Origin of the sequence: Paracoccus broussonetiae (assembly GCF_031854425.1) — a bacterium.
In the GTDB taxonomy this organism is placed as follows: domain Bacteria; phylum Pseudomonadota; class Alphaproteobacteria; order Rhodobacterales; family Rhodobacteraceae; genus Paracoccus; species Paracoccus broussonetiae.
On the sequence record NZ_JAVRQI010000013.1, the window covers coordinates 147,937 to 169,155 of the forward strand.

At 66.0% G+C, this 21,219-nt stretch carries 19 protein-coding genes, 1 tRNA gene and 1 riboswitch; of the genes, 13 read left to right on the plus strand and 7 right to left on the minus strand.

The window, feature by feature from the left end; translation table 11 throughout:
- Positions 1 to 95: 95 nt before the first annotated feature.
- The 10 genes from RM190_RS17030 to RM190_RS17075 all read left to right on the plus strand — a co-directional run bounded on the left by RM190_RS17030 (position 96) and on the right by RM190_RS17075 (position 12,407).
- Complete coding sequence (locus RM190_RS17030; RefSeq protein ID WP_311760664.1) at positions 96 to 1,946, plus strand: sensor histidine kinase; 1,851 nt, start codon at positions 96 to 98, stop codon at positions 1,944 to 1,946.
- On the plus strand, positions 1,943 to 3,295 hold the full coding sequence (locus RM190_RS17035; protein WP_311760665.1) for a sigma-54-dependent transcriptional regulator: 1,353 nt from the start codon (positions 1,943 to 1,945) through the stop codon (positions 3,293 to 3,295). Before RM190_RS17030 ends, RM190_RS17035 begins: the two co-directional genes overlap by 4 nt.
- A gap of 194 nt (positions 3,296 to 3,489) precedes the next feature.
- Positions 3,490 to 4,464 carry a tripartite tricarboxylate transporter substrate-binding protein gene (locus RM190_RS17040; RefSeq protein ID WP_311760666.1) on the plus strand — a complete coding sequence of 325 codons (975 nt, stop codon included), beginning with the start codon at positions 3,490 to 3,492 and terminating at the stop codon, positions 4,462 to 4,464.
- Positions 4,465 to 4,522: 58 nt separating this feature from the next.
- The gene (locus tag RM190_RS17045; protein WP_311760667.1) at positions 4,523 to 4,984 is read left to right on the plus strand and encodes a tripartite tricarboxylate transporter TctB family protein; all 462 of its coding nucleotides are present in this window, start codon (positions 4,523 to 4,525) and stop codon (positions 4,982 to 4,984) included.
- 10 nt (positions 4,985 to 4,994) lie between these two features.
- Positions 4,995 to 6,503 (plus strand): tripartite tricarboxylate transporter permease, encoded by a 1,509-nt coding sequence (locus tag RM190_RS17050; RefSeq protein ID WP_311760668.1) that lies wholly within the window; start codon positions 4,995 to 4,997, stop codon positions 6,501 to 6,503.
- Positions 6,504 to 6,532: 29 nt separating this feature from the next.
- Positions 6,533 to 7,495, plus strand: coding sequence for a Bug family tripartite tricarboxylate transporter substrate binding protein (locus RM190_RS17055; RefSeq protein ID WP_311760669.1), 963 nt, complete (start codon positions 6,533 to 6,535; stop codon positions 7,493 to 7,495).
- A gap of 128 nt (positions 7,496 to 7,623) precedes the next feature.
- A riboswitch (cobalamin riboswitch) is annotated at positions 7,624 to 7,824 on the plus strand.
- Between the two features lie 131 nt (positions 7,825 to 7,955).
- Complete coding sequence (locus tag RM190_RS17060) at positions 7,956 to 9,827, plus strand: TonB-dependent receptor plug domain-containing protein (protein WP_311760670.1); 1,872 nt, start codon at positions 7,956 to 7,958, stop codon at positions 9,825 to 9,827.
- Positions 9,821 to 10,657, plus strand: coding sequence for an ABC transporter substrate-binding protein (locus RM190_RS17065; RefSeq protein ID WP_311760671.1), 837 nt, complete (start codon positions 9,821 to 9,823; stop codon positions 10,655 to 10,657). The genes RM190_RS17060 and RM190_RS17065 overlap by 7 nt, the downstream gene beginning before the upstream one ends.
- A complete protein-coding gene (locus RM190_RS17070) occupies positions 10,654 to 11,652 on the plus strand; it encodes a FecCD family ABC transporter permease (protein ID WP_311760672.1) in 999 nt (332 codons plus the stop codon). Before RM190_RS17065 ends, RM190_RS17070 begins: the two co-directional genes overlap by 4 nt.
- Positions 11,649 to 12,407 carry an ABC transporter ATP-binding protein gene (locus RM190_RS17075; protein ID WP_311760673.1) on the plus strand — a complete coding sequence of 253 codons (759 nt, stop codon included), beginning with the start codon at positions 11,649 to 11,651 and terminating at the stop codon, positions 12,405 to 12,407. Before RM190_RS17070 ends, RM190_RS17075 begins: the two co-directional genes overlap by 4 nt.
- A 21-nt stretch (positions 12,408 to 12,428) precedes the next feature.
- On the opposite strand, the gene RM190_RS17080 is transcribed toward RM190_RS17075, so the two are convergent.
- From RM190_RS17080 to leuB, 5 genes are all read right to left on the minus strand, one after another.
- On the minus strand, positions 12,429 to 14,372 hold the full coding sequence (locus tag RM190_RS17080; RefSeq protein ID WP_311760674.1) for a M10 family metallopeptidase: 1,944 nt from the start codon (positions 14,370 to 14,372) through the stop codon (positions 12,429 to 12,431).
- A 24-nt stretch (positions 14,373 to 14,396) separates the two neighbouring features.
- Positions 14,397 to 14,729, minus strand: a complete 333-nt coding sequence (locus tag RM190_RS17085; protein ID WP_311760675.1) for a hypothetical protein — start codon at positions 14,727 to 14,729, stop codon at positions 14,397 to 14,399.
- Positions 14,730 to 14,918: 189 nt separating this feature from the next.
- Positions 14,919 to 14,995, minus strand: a tRNA-Pro gene (locus RM190_RS17090).
- Between the two features lie 70 nt (positions 14,996 to 15,065).
- Positions 15,066 to 16,013 carry a DMT family transporter gene (locus tag RM190_RS17095; RefSeq protein ID WP_311760676.1) on the minus strand — a complete coding sequence of 316 codons (948 nt, stop codon included), beginning with the start codon at positions 16,011 to 16,013 and terminating at the stop codon, positions 15,066 to 15,068.
- A 60-nt stretch (positions 16,014 to 16,073) separates the two neighbouring features.
- Positions 16,074 to 17,195, minus strand: a complete 1,122-nt coding sequence (gene leuB / locus RM190_RS17100; protein WP_311760677.1) for a 3-isopropylmalate dehydrogenase — start codon at positions 17,193 to 17,195, stop codon at positions 16,074 to 16,076.
- Positions 17,196 to 17,340: 145 nt separating this feature from the next.
- On the opposite strand from leuB, the gene RM190_RS17105 reads away from it, so the two are divergent.
- Entirely contained in the window at positions 17,341 to 17,757 is a 417-nt protein-coding gene (locus tag RM190_RS17105; protein ID WP_311760678.1) for a hypothetical protein, read from the plus strand.
- A 59-nt stretch (positions 17,758 to 17,816) separates the two neighbouring features.
- The gene (locus tag RM190_RS17110) at positions 17,817 to 18,629 is read left to right on the plus strand and encodes a uracil-DNA glycosylase (RefSeq protein ID WP_311760679.1); all 813 of its coding nucleotides are present in this window, start codon (positions 17,817 to 17,819) and stop codon (positions 18,627 to 18,629) included.
- On the opposite strand, the gene RM190_RS17115 is transcribed toward RM190_RS17110, so the two are convergent.
- On the minus strand, positions 18,626 to 19,444 hold the full coding sequence (locus RM190_RS17115; RefSeq protein WP_311760680.1) for a protein-disulfide reductase DsbD domain-containing protein: 819 nt from the start codon (positions 19,442 to 19,444) through the stop codon (positions 18,626 to 18,628). The two genes, RM190_RS17110 and RM190_RS17115, sit on opposite strands and share 4 nt — an antisense overlap.
- A gap of 121 nt (positions 19,445 to 19,565) precedes the next feature.
- Between RM190_RS17115 and RM190_RS17120 the strand changes: the two genes are divergently transcribed.
- Positions 19,566 to 20,138, plus strand: a complete 573-nt coding sequence (locus RM190_RS17120; RefSeq protein ID WP_311760681.1) for a YqgE/AlgH family protein — start codon at positions 19,566 to 19,568, stop codon at positions 20,136 to 20,138.
- 21 nt (positions 20,139 to 20,159) lie between these two features.
- Here the strand turns inward: RM190_RS17120 and RM190_RS17125 are convergent, their stop codons facing one another.
- Entirely contained in the window at positions 20,160 to 21,110 is a 951-nt protein-coding gene (locus tag RM190_RS17125; RefSeq protein ID WP_311760682.1) for an L-threonylcarbamoyladenylate synthase, read from the minus strand.
- Positions 21,111 to 21,219 lie beyond the last annotated feature (109 nt).

Consider the following 21,219-nt stretch of genomic DNA (forward strand, 5'->3'; position numbering starts at 1 on the left):
ACGGCGCGAGCCTTGCTGTCACATTCCACACAGGGATGTGAGGAAGCCGCAATGAACCTGATCCGGGGGTCGGTCCGACCCCTGCCCGCCTGCCGATGCGCCTGACGCTGCCCGGGTCCCGTCAGGGCAAGGGCAATCGTATCCTGCCCTCCGCCGCCATCGCCGCGCTGCTGGCATTGATCCTGTGGCTTGGCGGACAGCTTGCCCTTCAGCAGTCGCTGGCCGCTGGCCAAAGCCGCGCTGCGAATGCGCTGCGCCTGACCGTGAACGCGCTGCAGGCCGATCTTTCGCGATACGAGGTCGTGCCGCAACTGGTGGGCGATCTGGACCTGATCCAGAAACTTGCCGCCTCGCCCAACGATGCGGCGCTGCGCCGGCAGACAAACCTGTGGCTGGCCGAGCAGAACGCCACGGTCGAGGCCTCGGACATCTACCTGATCCTGCCGAACGGAGAGACGATCGCCCATTCGACCTATCGGGGTCCGCAAAGTTTCATCGGCCAGAATTTCAGCTATCGCCCCTATTTCATCGACGCGATGGCCGGGCACCCGGCGCGGTTCTATGGGGTCGGGACGACGTCGGGGGTCAGGGGCTATTACTTCTCGGCTCCGGTCAGGAACGATGCAGGCCGGATCATGGCCGTCGTCGCGGTCAAGATCGGCGTCGACCGGATCGAACGGTCCTGGCAAGGCGGCGAATTTCGCGTGCTGGTCACCGACCCGGACGGCACCGTCTTCCTGTCCTCACAGCCCGGCTGGCTTTACCACAGCCTTCTTCCCCTGACCCCCGAACGCACCGCCCGCAGCGCCGCCGTTCGCCGCTATGCCGAGACGCCGGTAACGGAATTCGCGCTGGAGCGGCTGGTCCTGCATGGGGTTCCGTTGTTGCGGCTTCCCGACGGCGCGGGTCGCAGGGAATATGTCGTCGCCTCGGACCAGATGCCCGAGGCGGGATGGACCGTACATGTGCTGCTGGACAGCGCGAACCTGCGGGCCGAGGCACGTTTTGCCGTGCTTGGCCTTGTGCTGCTGCTATCTGCCGCCGGTTTCGGTGCGCTGATGTGGCGCCAGCGTCGTGCCCAGACCGCCGAGAGGCTGGCGATGGAGCGTTTCGCCCATGCCGAGCTTGAGCGCCGCGTGATCGAACGCACGGCCGCGCTGGCCCGTGCCAACACCCAGCTGGAGCAGGAGATCGCCGAGCGTCGCGCGACCGAGGCCGAGTTGCGGGCGGCTCAGGCCAGCCTTGTCCAGGTCGGAAAGCTGGCGGCGCTGGGGCAGATGTCCGCCTCGCTCTCGCATGAAATCAACCAGCCGTTGGCCGCGGCGCGGAACTATGCCGACAGCGCCGCCATCCTGATCGAGCGCGGCGATTATGCGCGGGCGCGGGACAATATCGGCCAGATCCTGTCGCTGGTCGACCGGATGGCGGCCATCGGCAAGCATCTGCGGCAGGCGGCGCGAAAGCCCGACGACGTGCTGGGGGCGGTGTCGCTGCCCGCGCTGCTGGATGAAACCCGCACCATCGTCGCCGCCCGATTGGCGGCAAGCGGCGCCACGCTTGAAATTGATGTGCCCCCCGACCTTCCGGCCCTGCGCGCCGGTCCGACGCGATTGCAGCAGGTGCTGGTCAACCTGGTCTCGAACGCCGCAGACGCGGCCGAGACCGCGACCGACCGGCGCATCACCCTGTCGGGCCGGCTCGAAGGCGAGGTGATCGCCATTCGCGTCCGCGATCGCGGTGCGGGCATTCCCGAAGCGATTGCCGGGCGGATCTTCGACCCGTTCTTCACGACCAAGGGCGTCGGCGCGGGACTGGGGCTGGGGCTGTCGATCACAGCCAATATCGTGCGCGACTTCGGCGGAGAGATTTCCTGCCGCAACGCCCAGCCGGGTGCCGAGTTCTGCGTCCGGCTGCATGTCGCCACCTCTTCCGGGGTCGCGGCATGAGCGGGCTGGCGCGGGTTCTTCTGGTCGATGACGACCCGCAGATGCGCAGCTCAACCACGCAGGCGCTGGAACTGGCGGGCTTCGATGTCGAGCCGCTGGGATCGGGGGACGAGGCGCTGGCCTTGGCGGGGCCGGGATTTTCCGGCGTCGTCGTCAGCGACATCCGAATGCCCGGCATGGATGGCATGACGCTGCTTGGTCGGTTGCACGAGGTCGATCCCGAAATTCCGGTCATCCTTGTCACCGGCCATGCCGAGGTGCCCCTTGCGGTCGAAGCGATCCGGGGCGGCGCCTATGACTTCATCGAAAAGCCCTTTGTCGTTCAGGATCTGGCAACGGTCATCCGTCGTGCTGCCGAACATCGTGGTCTTGTGCTGGAGAACCGCCGCCTGCGCGCCGTCGCCGGCAAGCGCGACGACGTCGAGGCCCGCCTGCCCGGTCGCACCCAGGTCATGGTCGATCTGCGATACCGACTGCGCGCCATCGGCGCTTCGGACGCGGATACGCTGATCATCGGCCCGACCGGCGCGGGCAAAGAGGTGGTGGCGCGCGCATTGCACGACATCTCGGCCCGTGCCGGGCGGCCCTTCATCGCCATCAACTGCGCCGCCCTGCCCGAAGCGCTGATCGAATCCGAGCTGTTCGGTCACGAGGCCGGGGCCTTTCCCGGCGCATTGCGCCCGCGCTATGGCAAGTTCGAACATGCCCGCGGCGGCACGGTCCTGCTGGACGAGATCGGCTCGATGCCGCCCGAAATGCAGGCAAAGCTGCTGCGTGTCCTGCAGGAACGCGTCATCACCCGCCTTGGCTCGAACGACCCGGTGCCGCTGGACGTCCGCTTCATTGCAATCAGCAAGACCGACCTGACCGGGGCCGTCGCACGCGGCGAATTCCGCGAGGATCTGTTCTGGCGGCTGAATGTCGCGGTCCTGCATGTCCCCCCGCTTGCGGCACGACGCGAGGACATCCCCTTGCTGTTCCTGCAACTGGTCAGGGAATCTGCCGCCCGGCACAACATCCCCGAGCGCGAAGCCCCGGCCGCCTTCCTGTCCGGTCTTGCGGCACGGGACTGGCCGGGAAACGTGCGCGAGCTGCGCAATCTGGCCGAACGGTTCGTGCTGGGGCTGGAGGGGGCAGAACTTGGCCCAGATCCGGGTGCGAAGCTGTCCGACCGTGTCGCCAGTTTCGAACGCAGCCTGATCGCCGGCGCCATTGCCGCGCATGGTGGCAGGCTGCGCCCAGTCTATGAAACGCTCGGGATTTCCCGCAAGACGCTTTACGAGAAGATGCAGAAATACGCGCTGGACCGGCGTCTGATCCTTGACCCCGGAAACGACGGGCCGGGTTGACCCGATGATGGGTGGAAATCCACCCCTCTCAATCCCGTGATGTCACCTTTTTCACCCATTCCATATGCGCCGCCCGCCAATTCCGGCCGGTGACCGTGCTTTGCATTTGGCGATGCACCCGCGTCGCCCCCAGTCTGACCCAAGCGGCGGCACGATGAGGAGTCCGCCGAACCTGCATTCCTTGGGAGGGGAAGATGGCAATCTCGAAACTTCTCGGTGCGATCTGCGCCGTGACCATGCTGACCGCGCCGGCTTTCGCCGAGGGCTATCCCGACCGCCAGATCACCATGGTCGTGCCATTTTCGGCCGGCGGTCCCACCGATACCGTCGCCCGGCTGGTGGCCGAGCGCATGTCGGCAGACCTTGGCCAACAGATCGTCGTGGAAAACGTCGGCGGCGCTGGCGGCACGCTGGGCGCGGGCCAGGTCGCCAAGGCTGAACCCGACGGCTATACGATCCTGCTGCACCATATCGGCATGGCGACTTCGGCCACGCTGTATCGCAACCTCGCCTATGACACGCTGAACGCCTTTGAATATGTGGGCCTCGTGACCGAGGTGCCGATGGTCGTCGTCGCGCGCAAGGATCTTGAGCCCACCGATTTCAAGGGCTTCATGGATTACGTCAAGGCCAATGGCGACAAACTGACGCTGGCGAATGCCGGGATCGGGGCGGCCTCGCACCTGTGCGGCATGCTGCTGATGCAGGCGCTGGACACGCCGCTGGTCACCGTTCCCTACAAGGGGACCGGCCCGGCGATGACCGACCTTCTGGGCGGTCAGGTCGATATCATGTGCGACCAGACGACCAACACCACCCAGCAGATTCAGGGCGGCACGATCAAGGCTTATGCCGTCACTACGCCCGAACGGCTGCCGCTGTTCCCCGACCTGCCCACGGCCAAGGAATCGGGGCTTGAGAATCTTCAGGTCGGCATCTGGCATGGCATCTATACCCCCAAGGGCACCCCGGCCGAGGTGAATGAGCGCCTGTCGAAGTCGCTGCAGACCGCGCTGGCGGATGAAGGCGTCGTCAAGGCCATGGCCGATCTCGGGACCGCGCCCTCGCCCGCCGAGGATGCAACCCCCGCCGCGCTGAAAGCGAAACTCGAATCCGAGATTGCGCGCTGGAAACCGGTGATCGACGCCGCCGGCGTCTATGCCGACTAACCCTTTCGGTCCCGCCGCGCCCGGCGCGGCGGGAAACCGCATTGAACAGGGGGGAAACATGTCCACCAAACCCAAGGATTCCACGGATATCGCGACCGGCCTTCTGCTGATGGCCGCCGCGGCCTTTTTCGGCTGGCAAACCACCGGGCTGGAGATCGGGACGTCGCTGCGCATGGGGCCCGGCTACTTCCCGATGGTCCTGTCGGGGTTGCTGTTCCTGCTGGGCCTGCTGATCCTGCTGAAAGCATTCGGCCGCGCGGACGAACCTTTTGGCAAGGTCGCCTGGCGCGGCCTGATGTTCATCCTGCCCGCGCCGGTCTTCTTCGGACTGACGGTGCGCGGACTGGGCTTCGTTCCGGCGCTGTTCCTGACGACGCTGATCGCCGCGCAGGCCTCGGTTCGAATGCGGCCGCTGTACGCGCTGGTGCTGGCGCTGGCGGTCACGGTGCTGTCGACGCTGATCTTCAGCTATGGGCTGGGCCTGCCCTTCCGCCGCTTCGGCCCCTGGCTTCAGTTCTGAGGAGGGCGGCATGGATCTTCTCAGCAACCTTGCCCTTGGCTTTTCGGTCGCCTCGTCTCTGGCGAACCTGGCCTTCTGCCTGATCGGGGTCATCCTTGGCACGCTGATCGGCGTGCTTCCGGGGATCGGCGCGACGGCCACCATCGCCATGCTTCTGCCGATCACGTTCCAGCTTGAACCGGTCAGTTCGCTGATCATGCTCGCCGGGATCTATTACGGCGCGCAATACGGCGGCTCGACCACTGCGATCCTGATCAACATGCCGGGCGAAAGTTCGTCCGCCGTGACGGCGATCGACGGCTATCAGATGGCGCGGAAAGGCCGCGCCGGAACCGCGCTTGCGACGGCCGCAATCGGGTCGTTCTTTGCCGGCACTGTCGCGACTTTCCTTGTCGCGATCTTTGCACCACCCCTGACCACCATCGCGCTGAAATTCGGCGCGGCCGAGTATTTCAGCCTGATGGTGATGGGTCTGGTGATGTCGGTGGCCCTTGCCCATGGCTCGGTCCTCAAGGCGCTGGCCATGGTCGTGCTTGGCCTGCTGCTGGGCCTTGTGGGAACCGACATCTATACCGGCGCGCCGCGCTTCACGCTGGGCATCACCCAATATGCCGACGGGCTGAATTTCGTGGCCCTGGCCGTCGGCGTCTTCGGCATCGCCGAGATCCTGCGCAATCTTGAAGATGAGCATGATCGAGAAGTGATGACCAAAAACATCAACCGTCTGTTCCCGACGCGCAACGAGCTGCGCGAGATGATCGGCCCGATCCTGCGCGGCACCGCCGTTGGCTCGGTCCTGGGCATCCTGCCCGGCGGGGGCGCGATCCTGGCCAGCTTTGCCAGCTATACCGTGGAAAAGAAGCTGTCCAAGCACCCCGAGGAATTCGGCAAGGGCGCCCTTGCTGGCGTCGCGGGACCGGAAAGCGCGAACAATGCCGGCGCGCAGACCAGCTTCATTCCGCTGCTGACGCTGGGCATTCCCGCGAACCCGGTCATGGCGCTGATGATCGGCGCGATGATCATCCAGGGCATCGTACCGGGTCCGAACGTCGTCAGCGAACAACCGGCGCTGTTCTGGGGCATCATCGCCAGCATGTGGATCGGGAACCTGATGCTGGTCGTCCTGAACCTGCCGCTGATCGGGCTGTGGGTCAAACTGCTGACCGTGCCCTATTACGTGCTGTTCCCGATCATCATGGCGATGTGTTCGATCGGGGTCTATTCGGTCGCCTCGAACACCTATGACCTTTACGCCGTCGCGTTCTTCGGGCTGCTCGGCTACGCGATGACCAAGCTTCGCTGCGAACCCGCACCGCTGCTTCTGGGCTTCGTCCTTGGCCCCCTGCTGGAAGAGAACCTGCGCCGGGCCATGATCCTGTCACGGGGCGATCCGACCACCTTCATCACCCGTCCGATCAGCGCCACGCTGCTTCTGATGGCCGCCGCGATCCTGGTGCTGGTCTTCCTGCCCCAGATCCGCAAGCGCCGGGACGAGGTCTTTACCGAAAGCGACGCCTGAGGTCGCGATAGAATGGGAGGAGAAACATGATGCTGAAAATCACCCGGCGCCTTCTTCTGGGCGCCGCAATGGCCGCAGGGTTGGCCGGGGCCGCGGCCGCCGCGTTCCCTGACCGCCCGATCACGCTGGTGATCCCCTTCGCGGCCGGCGGCTCGACCGACGTGGTCGGGCGCATCGTCGCCGACCGGATGGGGCAGGCCCTTGGCCAGCAGGTGGTGGTCCAGAACGTGGGCGGCGCAGGCGGCAGTCTGGGCGCGCAGCAGGTCGCCAAGGCCGATCCCGACGGCTACACGATCCTGATGGGCACGGTCGCGACCCATGCGCTGAACCCGCTGATCCTGAAGCAGAAGCCCTATGACCCGGTCACGGATTTCGCGCCGATCTCGCTTCTGGTGCTGGTCCCGAACGTGCTGGCGGTGAACCCGGAATTGCCGGTCAAGACTGTGCAGGAGCTGATCGACCTCGCGAAGAAAGACCCGCTGGCCTATGCCTCGTCGGGGAACGGGACACCGCTGCACCTGTCGGGCGAGTTGTTCAAGTCGATGGCTGGCGTCGATATCACGCATATCCCCTATAAGGGCTCGGGTCCGGCGCTGACTGATGTTCTGGGCAACCAGGTGCCGATCATCTTCGACAATCTGCCGTCTTCCTCGGGCCATATCACCAGTGGCAAGCTGCGAGCGCTGGGTGTGACGACCAAGGAACGCGTGCCCTCGTTCCCGGATATCCCGGCCATTGCCGAAACGCTGCCGGGATATGAAACCTACAGCTGGAACGCGCTTTTCGCGCCCGCCGGAACCCCGCCCGAAGCCATTGCCGCGTTGAACAAGGCCGCGCTGGAGGCCATGGCCGACCCGGCGGTCGTGGCCCGCATGGGCGAATTCTCGGCCAGCATCGTCGCCTCCAGCCCCGAGGAACTGGCCGAGCACGTCAAGGCCGAGATGGCGAAATGGGAGCCGGTCGTGAAGGCCGCGAATGTCAGCCTGGACTGAGGCGCCACGTCCAGAAACCACGGCCCGGAGATCGTCTCTCCGGGCCGTTTTCGTTTGCGGACCCGCGATACTGCCGGTGCCGCCAAAGCCGTGCCGCAAGTCTGCTTGACAGAGCCCGCAATCCTGCGCCAACACAGGAACGCTTCGGTTTCCGGCGGTACTGCCGTCGGATCAAAAGGGAATGCGGTGCGCCGAAAGGCCATGCCGCGGCTGCCCCCGCAACTGTAGGCGGTGAGCGAAGGCCGACGACGCCACTGGGAAACACCCGGGAAGGCCGGCCCGAGCAGCGATCCGCAAGCCAGGAGACCTGCCGCAGCACTCACCCATTTCCGGCGCGGGGCGCGCCGTGAAAGCGGCCATTCCGCAGAGGTGAAGATCACCGGCCTGTGGCAGGGACCCCGGTTCCCGTCGCGGGCAATCTGCAGCGGCAGGCCCCGGCCTGCACAGGAAAGGCCAAGGCATGAAGTTGCGCCATCTGTTTTCCACCGCCGTCACCGCCACCCTTCTGCCCGCCGTCGCCCCCGCGCAGGATGTGGTGACGCTGGACCCGGTCATCCTCTCGGCCGGCTTCGCGCCGATCGCCGGGGATGCCTATGGCCGCGCGTTCACCGTCATCACCTCGGACGAGATCGAGGCGCGGGGCATCGCCACCATCCAGGATGCCCTGCGCGCGGTGCCGGGCGTCTCGGTTTCAAGCACCGGATCGACCCATACCCAGGTCCGCATCCGCGGCGGCGAAGCAGATCACACCCTGATCCTGATCGACGGGATCGAGGCCACGGGCGGAGCGGATGAGTACATCCTGAGCGGTTTGGAAACCGCCAATGTCGAGCGGATCGAGGTCCTGCGCGGCCCGCAATCAGTCTATTACGGATCGAACGCCTCGGCTGGCGTGATCAACATCATCACCCGAAAGGGCGGCGAGGGGCTGTCCTATGGCGGCGCGGTCGAGGTTGGAAACGGTGCCTCTGCCTCGGCCTATGCCAGCCGGAACGGATCTCGCGGCGGGCTGGCGGTGAATCTGTCCGCGAAGGACGACCACGGGTTCGACCAGTCGGGCGATGGCGGCGAAAAGGACGGGCTGACCCGCAAGACGATCGGCCTGTCCGGCTGGTTCCAGGCGACCGACGACCTGCGGCTGGGTGCCACACTGCGGCGGGCGACCGAAACCTATGACTATGATGCCGAAAATTACAGCGCCACCACCACCGACGAATATGTCGTCGACGATCCCGGCCTGTTTGGCGACCGGGACGAATTCCAGGGCGCGACCTGGGCCGAACTGTCGATGCTGGACGGACGGCTGACGCAGCGCCTGGAATATCAGGACAGCATCTTCAAGCAGAGCCTGCAGGGCGAAAACGAGACACGGGGCGAAACCCGCAAGCTGAAGTACCGGCTGAGTTTCGGGTTGGACGGCCTTGCCGTCGACGAAGCCCACCACCTTCTGAACGTCATGGCCGAGGGGCAAAAGGACGAGGCCTCGACCGCGCCGGATTTCGACCGCGAGATGACCTCGCTGGCCGTCGAGTACCGGGCGTTCCTTGACAATGGCATCGATCTGCAGGCCGGGATCCGTCATGACGACAACAGGGTCTTCGACGACTTCACCAGCTGGAACATCGGCCTGTCCTGGCAGATTCCAGATCGCCCATTCCGGCTTCATGCCTCGGCCGGGGCGGGGATGGTCAATCCCTCGTTCTTCGAGCTTTACGCCAATGACGCCTACAGCGTCGGCAATCCCTTTCTCGCCCCCGAGAAGAACCGCGGCTTCGACCTTGGGATCGAGGCCGAACTGCCGAATGGATTGGGCAGCATCGACGTGACCTATTTCAACGAGCGTCTTGAGGACGAGATCACCTATGTCTACGGCGCCGCCCCGGATGGCCGGGCCAGCTATGTGAACCAGTCGGGAGAAAGCCCGCGCCAAGGGATCGAGGCCAGCGCCCGGATCAAACCCACCGCGAACCTGGACCTTGCGCTGAGCTATACCTATCTGGACGCAAAGAATCCCGACGGCTCGATCGAAATCCGGCGTCCGCGCAACGAATTCGGACTGTCCGCCACGCTTGCTGTGCTGGAAGGCCGCGGCCAGGTCACCGCCGATTTCCGCCACGTCTCGGGCAATTTCGACACGCGCTTCTTCGGCGACTATGCGACGGCCGAACTGCCGGCCTATAACCTTGTGAACCTGTCGGCGGGCTATGACCTGACCGAACGGGTGCGGGTGACAGGGCGGGTCGTGAACCTTTTCGACAGCGAATATTCGGACGTCTGGGGCTTTGCCTCGCAGGGTCGCACGCTTTATGCGGGGCTGCAGGCCCGATGGTAAGGTCCGGGCTTCTGGCGCTGGCGCTGGCGCTGCCTTGCGCCGTTCTTGCGCGGGCCGATGTCCCACAACGGGTCGTGTCGATGAACCTGTGCACCGATCAGCTGGCCATGCTGCTGGCGGGACCGGGACAGCTTGTGTCGGTGTCGCGCCATGCGGGCGATCCCTCGACCTCAGCGATGGCGGATCAGGCGCGGGCCTTTCCCGCCAATGGCGGCACCGCCGAAGAGATCTATCTGCTGCGCCCCGATCTTGTGCTGGCGGGCGATTACACCAACCCCGTCACCCTTGCGATGCTGCAAAGGCTGGGCATTCGGGTCGAAACCTTTCCGGCTGATGAAACCGTCGCCGGGATCCGCGACAACCTGCGCCGCATGGGCGAACTGCTGGGGCGCGAACCTGCCGCCGGGGATGCAATCCGGGATTTCGACCGCGACCTGGCCCGGCTGGACGACGCCCCGCCGGGTCCACGCCCGCTTGCCGCGCTTTACGCCGCCAATGGCTACAGCTCGGGCAGCCTGACCTTGCCCGGCCAGATCATCGCGCTGGCCGGCTTCGAAAACCTTGCCGACCGCAGGGGGATCGCTGCCGGGGGCTACCTGCCACTGGAAACGCTGCTGCTGTCCGGTTCCGACCTGCTGGTCAAGGGGCGGCGTTATCCCGGTCGCTCTCGCGCCGAAGAGCCGCTGGACCACCCCGCCCTGCGGGAGCTGGCGCGTCGGCTGCCCTCGACACCGATGAACGACCCCGAATGGGTGTGCGGCACCCCCTTTGTCCTCAATGCCGTCGCCCGGCTTCGGGACCAGCGCCTTTCCATGCCGGAGGCGAAATGATCCGCGCAAGCTATTCCCGCCTACTTGCGCTGCTGGCCCTGCTGGTCGCGGCGCTGTTCACGGCGTCACTGCTGATCGGTCCCGCCGGGGTCCGCCCCGGTCCCGCCCTTGCGGCGCTGCTGGGACAGGGGGACGAGATGCTGGCGCTGGTCATGCGCGAGATCCGGCTGCCGCGCGCCATTCTGGGCGTGCTGGTCGGGGCGGCGCTTGGCATGTCTGGCGCGGTCCTTCAGGGTTTTCTGCGCAACCCGCTGGCCGAGCCGGGGTTGATCGGGACCAGCGCCTCGGCCGCGCTGGGGGCCGTGCTTGCGATCCATACCGGCCTGTCGCTGGCCTTTCCTCTGGCGCTGCCGCTGGCGGCACTGGCCGGGGCGCTGGTTTCGGTCCTGCTGGTGCTGATACTGGCCGGCGCGCGGGGCGGCGCGCTGGCGCTGATCCTTGCGGGCATCGCGATTTCGGCCCTGGCGGGGGCCGCGACCTCGCTGGTGCTGAACCTGTCGCCCAACCCCTTTGCCGCCAACGAGATCATTTTCTGGACGCTGGGATCGCTGGCCGACAGGTCCATGCTGCATGTCTGGATCGTCCTGCCCTTCCTGCTGGCCGGCTTTGCCCTGCTGGTGCCGATCACGGGACAGCTGGATGCGTTGACACTGGGCGAGGATGCGGCCGCGTCGATGGGCGTCGACCTTCGCAGGCTGCGATTGTTGCTGGTCGCCGGCACAGCGGCGCTGGTCGGTGGCGCCACCGCGGTTGCGGGAACCATCGGCTTCGTCGGTCTGGTGGTACCGCATGTGCTGCGTCACGCGGTGGGTGCGCGCCCTTCGCGCCTGCTGCCTGCCTCGGCGCTTGGCGGGGCGGCAATGGTGCTGGCTGCCGATGTCGCGGTGCGCCTGATCCTGCCCGAACGCGACCTGAAGCTGGGCGTGCTGACGGCGCTGGTCGGCGCGCCATTCTTTCTGCGCCTGATCCTGAAGACACGGGGGAACGCGCTATGACCGGGTTGGTTTTGTCCGGCCTGTCCTGCCGTCACGGCCGCCGTGTCGTGATCGACGGGATCGACCTGGCCCTGCAACCGGGCGAGTTCGTGGGACTGATCGGCCCCAATGGCGCGGGCAAGACCACGCTTTTGCGCGCGGCACAGGGATTGCTGCCTTTCGCCGGGCAATCCTCGCTGGCCGCGCTGCCGCCGCGCGAACGCGCCCGCGCGGCCGCCTTCATGCCGCAGGGCCGCGAGATCGCCTGGCCGGTCTCGGTCGAGGCGCTGGTCTCGCTCGGGCGCATCGCCCATCCCGACGCCGCGGCCGAGGTCGACCGACTTGCCACCGATCGCGCCATCGCCGCTCTGGGGCTGGACAGGCTGCGCCACCGCAGCGCCACCACCTTGTCGGGGGGCGAGCAGGCCCGCGCACTGCTGGCCCGCGCACTGGCACAGGAAACGCCGCTTCTGATCGCGGACGAACCGATCTCGGGGCTGGATCCGGCCGCGCAGATCGAGGTCATGCAGATGTTCCGCCAGCTTGCCTCGCAAGGGCGCACGGTGCTTGCTTCGCTTCACGACCTGGGGCTGGCGGCGCGCCATTGCACACGACTGGTCCTGCTGCACCGGAGTCGCATCGCGGCGGACGGGCCGCCACGCGCGGTCCTGACGACGCGCAACCTGGCCGATTGCTTCGGCGTCGCGGCCCATGTCGAAGAGGCCCCGCAGGGCCTGATCGTCCAGCTTCTGGGTCGCGCCGCCCGGGACACCTGATCCGTCCGGGCGGCGGCAGGATCAGATGATGATCAAGTCGTTTGCCAGCGCCTGGATATTGGTCAGGTTCTCGACCGTCAGGCTGTGGCCATTGCCGAAGTTGAAGACCACGTCGCCATCGGCGACGGTGGCAAGGCGCAGCACTTGCGCCACCGATCTGGGCGCGCCGCCCCACAGCGCGTCGTCGATCTGGATCGTGTCGATGTCGTTCTGAAAGTCCATGATCCGGTCCCGCCCGGCATTGAACAGGAAGACATCCGCCCCCGCGCCGCCCCACAGGCTGTCGTTCCCGGCATTCCCGCTGAGCATGTCATTGCCGCCCAGTCCCCGAAGCTGGTTCGCGTTGGCATTGCCGTAGATCACGTTCGCCTCGGCATTGCCGGTGCCGTTGATCGCGGCGGTTCCCGTCAGGCGCAACTGTTCGAGCGCAGTGCCCAAGGTGAAGCTTGCAGCGGAATTGACAAGGTCGACGCCGCCATTCGCCTGCTCGACGATCACGTCCAGAGCATCGACGTGGTAGACATCGTTCCCGATGCCCCCGACCAGCGTATCGCGCCCCGCCCCGCCGATCAGCGTGTCGTTGCCGCCCCCGCCGTTCAGCACGTCGTTCCCGGCATTGCCCCAGATGGTGTTGTTGAAGGCGTTGCCCGAGACCCGGTCGTTGCCCGAACCGGCCTGCAGGTTTTCAAGCCGCGTATCCGTCATGATCGAGATGTTCCCGACCAGCCCATAAGCGTCCGAAATCCCGCCGCCCGCCATCACGATCCGCTGGTTCGTCGTGTCGCTGCGCAGGTCAAGCGTGTCGACCCCGCCATCATCCACGATGGTAAAGGTGATGTCATTGCGGGTGGCCGGAGAGGCGAGCAGGTTCGAGATCCGGGTATAGTTCCCCCCGGCATTGCTGTGCTCGCCATAGATCGTGTTTCCCATGCGCAGGTCCGCATGCCCGTAAAGCACGCGCATCGCGGCAACATCCGCCATCATGGCCGAGGTGACAAAGGCGGTATCGGCATGGATGTAAGGGTTTTCGTCCTGGCTGAAGTAGGACATCACCGATGCCTGCCAGCTGTCGTTGCGAAACAGGTTGTCGACCCCGAAGCTTGCCGAGCCGTTATAGTTGCCGGCATGACCCAGCCCCAGCGCGTGGCCGATCTCGTGGATATAGGTCTGGAAGGAATAGGTCGCGAAACCCGATCCATAGGCACGAAGCCAGTCCAGCCCGATATTCACGCTCGAGCTGTCGATGGTGCCGCCAAAGGTTGTGCTGGTGGCATAAGCACCGGAATAGCGGTCGTCGATGACGATATCCGCGGTGCCGCTGGCCGGGTTGGTGTTGAAGCGGATGCCGGTCGCGTCGGTCCAGGCCTGCAGCGCCGCGACGGCAAGTCGGCGACCGTCTGCGGTCAGGCCCGAGATATCGACTTTCAGCACCTCGCCCGGATCGACGTCGAAGGCCCGCCGCGTCTCTCCCCGATCCTGCCAGAACCCGTCGGTCAGCTGCCGGGCGATCTGCGGGATCGTGTAGGTGGGAACGGTATTTGTCGTGATGCGCAGCGAATAACCGCCCGAATCGGACCAGCTATAGGCTGCCGCGTCCAGGTAATATGTCCCCGCCTGGGCAATCGTCACGACAGCGCGAGAGTTCAGCCCCGAGCCGCCATCGTCATTCGAGGCAATGACCGCTCCGTTCGCCGAATGGATGCGAAGATAGGGATCGCTCAGCGCGTTGGCCCCGTTTCCGTTCAGCGTGACGACATAGACCCCCGGTTGAAGGTTGACGCGCACCCAGTCGGCATCCCCCCCGCGACCGATCGAGCCGTTGAACGTGTCCCCGACACTCATCGTATGGGTCGTGGTCGTGTTTGCACGGGCATCGGTTCCCTCGACCCGAACGGCGCGCGGAACGTACTGTGACGTTGCAGATCCAAGGATCGCATCGCGCAGCAGGTCAGTGGCAAGGGTCATCGAAGGCTCCTGAAGAATGGGAAATCACGGAAAAAGGCCCGTCCGGCGGACAAGGGCGCGGGCGAAGTCTTCCAGCTGTCCGGGTGCAAGCCCGTCCCGGTCCATGGCGACGGTTTCTCCGGGCTCGCCCTGCTGGCGCTGACCATTCCTGACCAGATCGATCCGCGCGCGAAGCATGTCGGGACGAGGGGATTGCGCAACAAGGACAAGGGCAGGATCGGCATCAGACAGGCCGCCGCGGCGGGATAATTCCGCGCGGACCGCCGCGCAAAGCTGCTCGGCCCCCGCTCCCTCAACCTCGCAGTTCAGGGACAGGGGTTCACTGGCAAGGGTCGGGGCAGAACCAAGAAGAAGCAAAAGCAGACAACCGGACAAGGCATTGGGCATAAGGATTCGGTCGCTTCTCGCTTGGCAACGAATCCATCTTAATCAATGCCTTCGCCGTCACGCCACCTGTCTATTTCGTCGATTTTTGGACAACCTGGGCGTGCATGAAATGCGCCCGCCCGCGGCAGGTTTTCCAACATATAGGGGAAATCGGGAAAATGGTCGGAGCGAGAGGATTCGAACCTCCGACCCCCTGCTCCCGAAGCAGGTGCGCTACCAGGCTGCGCTACGCTCCGACCGTGGAGCGGCAGGTAGCCCGGCCAACGCGGGAATGCAAGGGGTTTCGTTCGCTTTTCTGATCGAAGCTCATTGCTGGTTCAGAAGACGGCGCAGAAGGCTTGCGCGGGGGGCAGTCACGGTCTCGCCCCGCAAACGCGCCTCGGTCACCGGACGCAGGCGCGACGCGCCGCTGCCCTCGCGCATCAGGATGAACAGGCCCGATCCGATGATCAGTGCCGCCCCGCCAAGCGTAAGCAAGCCGGGACGCTCATCGAAGAAAAGCCAGCCGTAGCCGATGGCCCACAGCATCTGGGAATATTGCATGGGCGCGACATTGGCCGCCTCTCCGGTCTGATAGGCAAGGATCAGCAGGAACCCGGCGGACAGCCCCAGAACCGCGATCAGCCCGGTCAGCGCAAGGTCGCCGCCCGCCATCGGCCGATAGGCCAGCCCCAAGGACAGGCCGGTCAGGACGAAGTTGCCGATGATGGGCCACAGGATCAGGATCACCGTCCGCTCGGACCGCCCCAGTTTGCGGACCGAGATCGCGGCCATCGCGCTGGAGAAAGCGGCCAGCAGCCCGGCCGCATGGCCAAGGCTCAACTGGACATAACCCGGTCGCAGCACGACCAGCACGCCCAGCAGGCCCACCGCCACCGCGGCCCATCGCGACAGGCCGACCTTTTCCCCCAGGATCGGGACGGACAGGACCGTGATGATCAGGGGCGAAGCGAACAGGATCGAATAGATCTGCGCCAATGGAAGGACCGAAAACGCATAAAAGCCGCAGATGCCGGAATTCACGATGCAGGCCGACCGCAGCGCCACCCAGAACGGAGAGCGCGGCCGCAGCGTCCCGTGGGTCGGGTCGCGCAGCAGCAGGATGGCGATGGGCGGAAAGGAAAACAGGGCCGAAAAGAACAGGATCTGCAGCGCGGGATAGGTTTCCCCCAGCAGCTTGATGATCACGTCATGGGTCGAATAGATCCCCATCGACATCAGGGCGAACAAGGCGCCCTTCAGGTTTCCGCGCATCGCCCCTCCCCGGCCCGCAGAATGGAAAACGCCCGCCGTGACGGCGGGCGCAATCTTGGATCACAGGGCGGACAGCGCCCCGACGATCTTGTCCCCCATCTGCGAGGTCGAAACCGGCGTGCCACCTTCGGGGCCCATCAGGTCGGCGGTGCGGACGCCGTCGGCCAGAACCTTCTCGACCGCCTTTTCCAGCAGGTCGGCTTCAGCGCCAAGGTCATAGCTGTAGCGCAGCGCCATCGCGAAGCTCAGGATGCAGGCGATCGGGTTCGCCTTGCCCTGACCGGTGATGTCGGGGGCCGAACCATGCACCGGCTCGTACATCGCACGCGGGCGACCATTGGCCATCGGCGCGCCAAGGCTGGCCGAGGGCAGCATGCCGAGCGAGCCGGTCAGCATCGCCGCCGCATCCGACAGGATGTCGCCGAACAGGTTGTCCGTCACGATGACGTCGAACTGGCTGGGACGGCGGACAAGCTGCATGGCGCCGTTATCGGCATACATGTGGGACAGCTCGACCTCGGGATACTCGTTGTCGTGGACCCATTGCACTTCCTCGCGCCACAGAATACCCGATTCCATGACGTTGGCCTTTTCCATCGAGCAGACGCGGTTGTCACGTTTCTTGGCCAGTTCGAAGGCCGCGCGCGCGACGCGGCGAATCTCGCCCGAGGTATAGCGCTGGGTGTTGATGCCGACGCGGCCGCCTTCGTTCTGCGGGTTGTTGTCATCGGAGTGGATGCCCCGCGGCTCGCCGAAATAGACGCCCGAGGTCAGCTCACGCACGATCAGGATATCGAGACCGGCAACCACCTCGCGCTTGAGCGAGCTGAAGTCGGCCAGCGCGTCGAAGCACTGCGCCGGGCGCAGGTTCGCGAACAGGTCCATTTCCTTGCGCAGGCGCAGAAGGCCGCGCTCGGGCTTCACCGAGAAGTCGAGATTGTCATAGGCCGGGCCGCCCACGGCGCCCAGAAGCACCGCGTCGACTTCCAGCGCCTTGGCCATGGTTTCATCCGCCAGGGGCTTGCCATGTTTGTCATAGGCAGCGCCGCCCACCAGGTCTTCGCTGACGTCAAAGGCGATGCCCTTGTTCGTCTGGAACCAGTCGATGACCTTGCGCACCTCGGTCATGACTTCGGGACCGATGCCGTCGCCGGGCAGGATCAGCAGGGAATGGGTGGTCATCGCAGGGGCATCCTCTCGTGCTACTCGCGCTTTGGAAATCCGCGTAACGGCGCGGCCCGGCCCCGTCAAGTTCACGGCGAATTGGGTTGCACGCCAGCGGGGCTTGGGGCCGGATGGGCGGGCAATCGGAAAGAAGGGGCAACCCATGAAACCAATCACGGCTACGGCCGGGGCGCTTGCCGTCATGGCCGGCGTGACCTTGGCCGGCATGGCCATGGCAGACGGAGGCGTCAAGGTGCAGCTTCCCGACATCTCGGGCCTTGACCAGCAACAGGCGACGAAGCTGATCGCAGACCTGGCCAATGTGAACGTGATCACGTCGAACTGTCCGGGATATGAGATCAGCAATGGCGAATGGACACTGGTCACGGGGACCGGCGACCTGCTGGCGGCCAAGCTGGGGCTGGATGCGACAGCCTATGACAGCAAGTATTATGGCCCCGCCTTCAAGCTGCTTGATGACCCCCAGGCCTGCGACCGCATTGGCCCGACCGCAAAACCACTGATCCAGCAGCTTGTCGACATGGGCGGCGGCACCACTCCCCTGACCGAGACCAAGTGACCGGGCGCGGGCCGCCGGATGCGCTTGCCCGCGGCCCCCGACGGCCCTAGCTTGCCCGCATGACCGCAGATCCGACCTACAGGGGATTCGCGCTGGACGCGGAAACGGCGCTGGCACTCTTGCAGTGGCAGGCCGAGCTTGGCGTGGACGAACCCTGTCTGGATGCCGCGGTCGACCGCTATGCCCTGCCTGACCGGGTCGAGACCGCCGCTGCCGCCCCCGCCGCGGCGCGTCCCGCCCCCGCCCCACAGTCGGATGTGGGCGCAGATCATGCGGCTTTGGCCGAACGACTGGCAGGGGGCGCGACAACGCTGGCGGAACTGGCGGCGGCGCAGGAATCCTTCGAGCCCATCGAATTGCGCAAGGGCGCGCGCAATTTCTGCTTCGCGGACGGGCGCGCCGGGGCGCGCGTCATGGTCATCGGCGAGGCACCGGGCGAGGAAGAGGACATGCAGGGCCGCCCCTTCGTCGGACGCGCCGGACAGTTGCTTGACCGCATGTTCGCAGCCATCGGGCTTGCGCGCGATGCGGTCGATGCGGAGCGCGGGCTTTACATCACCAATGTCCTGCCCTGGCGGCCGCCGGGCAACCGTCGGCCCGAACCCGCCGAGATTGCGCTGATGCTGCCCTTCCTGCGCCGTCATGTCGAACTGGCGCAGCCGGAAATGCTGGTGCTGATGGGAAACACGCCCTGCATCGCGGGGCTGAACCGGCAGGGCATCCTGAAGCTGCGCGGCCAGTGGGTCGAGGCCTTTGGCCTGCCCGCGCTGCCGATGACCCATCCCGCCTATCTGCTGCGCACGCCGCTGGCCAAGCGCGAGGCCTGGGGCGACCTGCTGTCGGTCGCGGCGCGGCTGGACGGAACCGCCTAGCTTCCGACCCGGTCGCAGCCCAGGAACTCCGTCGCCTCGTCCGGACCGATCAGGGTCAGCAGCAGGCGGGCGGGATCAATCGCAAAGGGCTTGCCGCTTTCCGAGACGAAATCGGCCTGCGCGCTCAGCACTCCGTCCTCGCTGGCAAGCTCGGGCTGGGATACCCAGACCGGATCGCCGGGCAATTCCATCGCCACCTCGGGGGCGTCATGGCCCGCGAACAGCGCGGTGACGCGCATCCCGTCGGCAATCTCCTCGATGCGGCATTGCGCGCGATCCGTGGCAAGGCCCGGTACCTCGGCCAAAGCCGCCTCGATCACCGGATCCTGATCGTCGGCGGGCGGGGGCGCGGTCAGCGACACCTGTGCCGGTACGCAGATCTGGTCGCAAATCCCGAAATCGACCACGGCGCGCAGTTCGACGGGTCTGGCCGAATCCTGCGGGGCGATCTCGATCGGCAGGACCAGACTGTCGTGATAGCCGAAGGTCCGTTCGCCGCCGGATTCGATTGTCTCGGGCCGGGGCCAATGCATCTCGACCTCGCCCAGATTCTGCGAACCGGTCCAGTCGAACTGCGGGGGCACGCCCGCATCGCCGGGGCTGCGCCAATAAGTCTTCCAGCCCGGCTCAAGCTCGATCCGAAGCGCCGTCATGCGATGGCCCTCGGGCGTGGTCCAGCCCGGCATCAGCTCTGCCGATACCAGGCCCGGCGGGGTTGCGGCCGTGGCCCCGTCCCAGGCGGGGGTGGACTGCGCCAGTCCTTCCTGGGCGACGGCCGGCAGCGACGACAGCAATATAAGGGCAACTGATTTCATGCCATATTCTTAGGCGGCGACAGGTGCCGGCGTGAAGTCACATTAGCGGCAGTCACATGGTCAACCCTTGCGCAAATGCCGCCGAGTACCGATCTTTGAAGCAAATGCGAGGGAGCAGCACTTGGACACATCCTCCAACCTCACCGGCAAGATCCTGATTGCCATGCCCGGAATGCGCGATCCGCGATTCGAGCATTCGGTCATTCTGGTCTGCGCCCATTCCGAGGACGGGGCCATGGGTCTGCTGGTCAACCGCCCCATGCCCGAAGTCGATTTTTCGGACCTGTTGGCGCAATTGGGCATCGATGCGGGCATCGATGCGGTCAATCTGCCTGTGCGTTTCGGCGGTCCGGTCGAGCCGGGGCGCGGTTTCGTCCTGCATCACGTCGCGGGCGAAAGCGATCTGGACGATACGCGCATGCGGATCGGCGAGGATCTGGCGATGACGACGACGCGCAACATCCTTGAAGACTACGCCCATGGTCATGGACCGCAGCCCGCCTTTCTGGCGCTTGGCTATGCCGGTTGGGGTCCGGGCCAGCTTGATTCCGAGATCCTTGCGAATGGCTGGCTGACCACCGAACGGCTGGACGACCTGATCTTCGGCCAGGACAATGCCGGAAAGTGGCGCGCCGCGCTTGGCGGCATGGGCATCGACCCGCTCGCGCTGTCGCCCAGCGCGGGCCGTGCCTGACCGCAGGCGCCTGCGCCGCAGCTAGCGCGGCGCGGCAGCCCTGTTCAGACGATCGTTGATGGCGGCGCCCAGCCCGGTTTCGGGGACCGGCGCGACGGCGATCGGGCGCTCCATGGCATCGGCGCGGTGCATCACGTCGAAAAGCCGTGCCGCCGCCTCGGTCAGGTCGCCCGTGGCGCTGAGGGTCAACTCGCCCGGAATGGGGCCGAAACCGATCATCACCTCGCCATCTTCGGCAGCCAGCGCGTTCAGCCGCATTTGCGCCCTCGGGGCGTAATGGCTGGTCAGCTGGCCGGGAGAGGACGGCGCATCGGGGTCCAGCGCAGAGCGCAGCAACCTTTGGCCCAGCACCGCCTCGATCGCCTCGGCTGCGACGCCGCCGGGGCGCAGCAGCGCGGGCTCGCCCCCGCTCCACCCGACGATCGTCGATTCGACGCCGACCGGACATGCGCCTGCGTCAAGGACCGCCGGAATGCGTCCGCCCAGCCCGTTTTCGGGATCCGTCACATGAGCCGCCGTGGTCGCGGTGATCCGCCCCGAGGGATTCGCCGAGGGTGCGGCCAGCGGCCCGCCAAAGGCCGACAGCAGCGCATGCGCCACCGGATGCGCCGGCACGCGGATCGCGACCGTGTCCAGCCCCGCCGTCACCAGCGACGCGATCCCCGCATCTTGACGTAACGGAAGGACAAGGGTCAGCGCCCCCGGCCAGAAGGCATCGGCGAGGTGCCGCGCCTGCGCGTCAAGCACCGCAAATCGCTCTGCCGCCGCACGATCGGGCAGGTGCACGATCAGCGGGTTGAAACTGGGTCTGCCCTTCGCCTGATAAATTCCGGCCACCGCCCGTGGGTTACGGGCATCGCCCGCCAGACCATAGACGGTCTCGGTCGGAATCGCGACGACCTCGCCCCTGGAGAGCAGGTCGCAGGCAGCGGCGATTCCTTCTTGGTCCGGGGAAAGAAGTCGGGTGTGCATCTTGTTACGTCGGGTTGTGGTTGCTGGCCTTGTCGGCGGCACTCATGATCGGCTCAAGGGATCAATTATGCGCCTCGGCGGCATTTGCCAAGGCGCGGAGGAAAGAGGC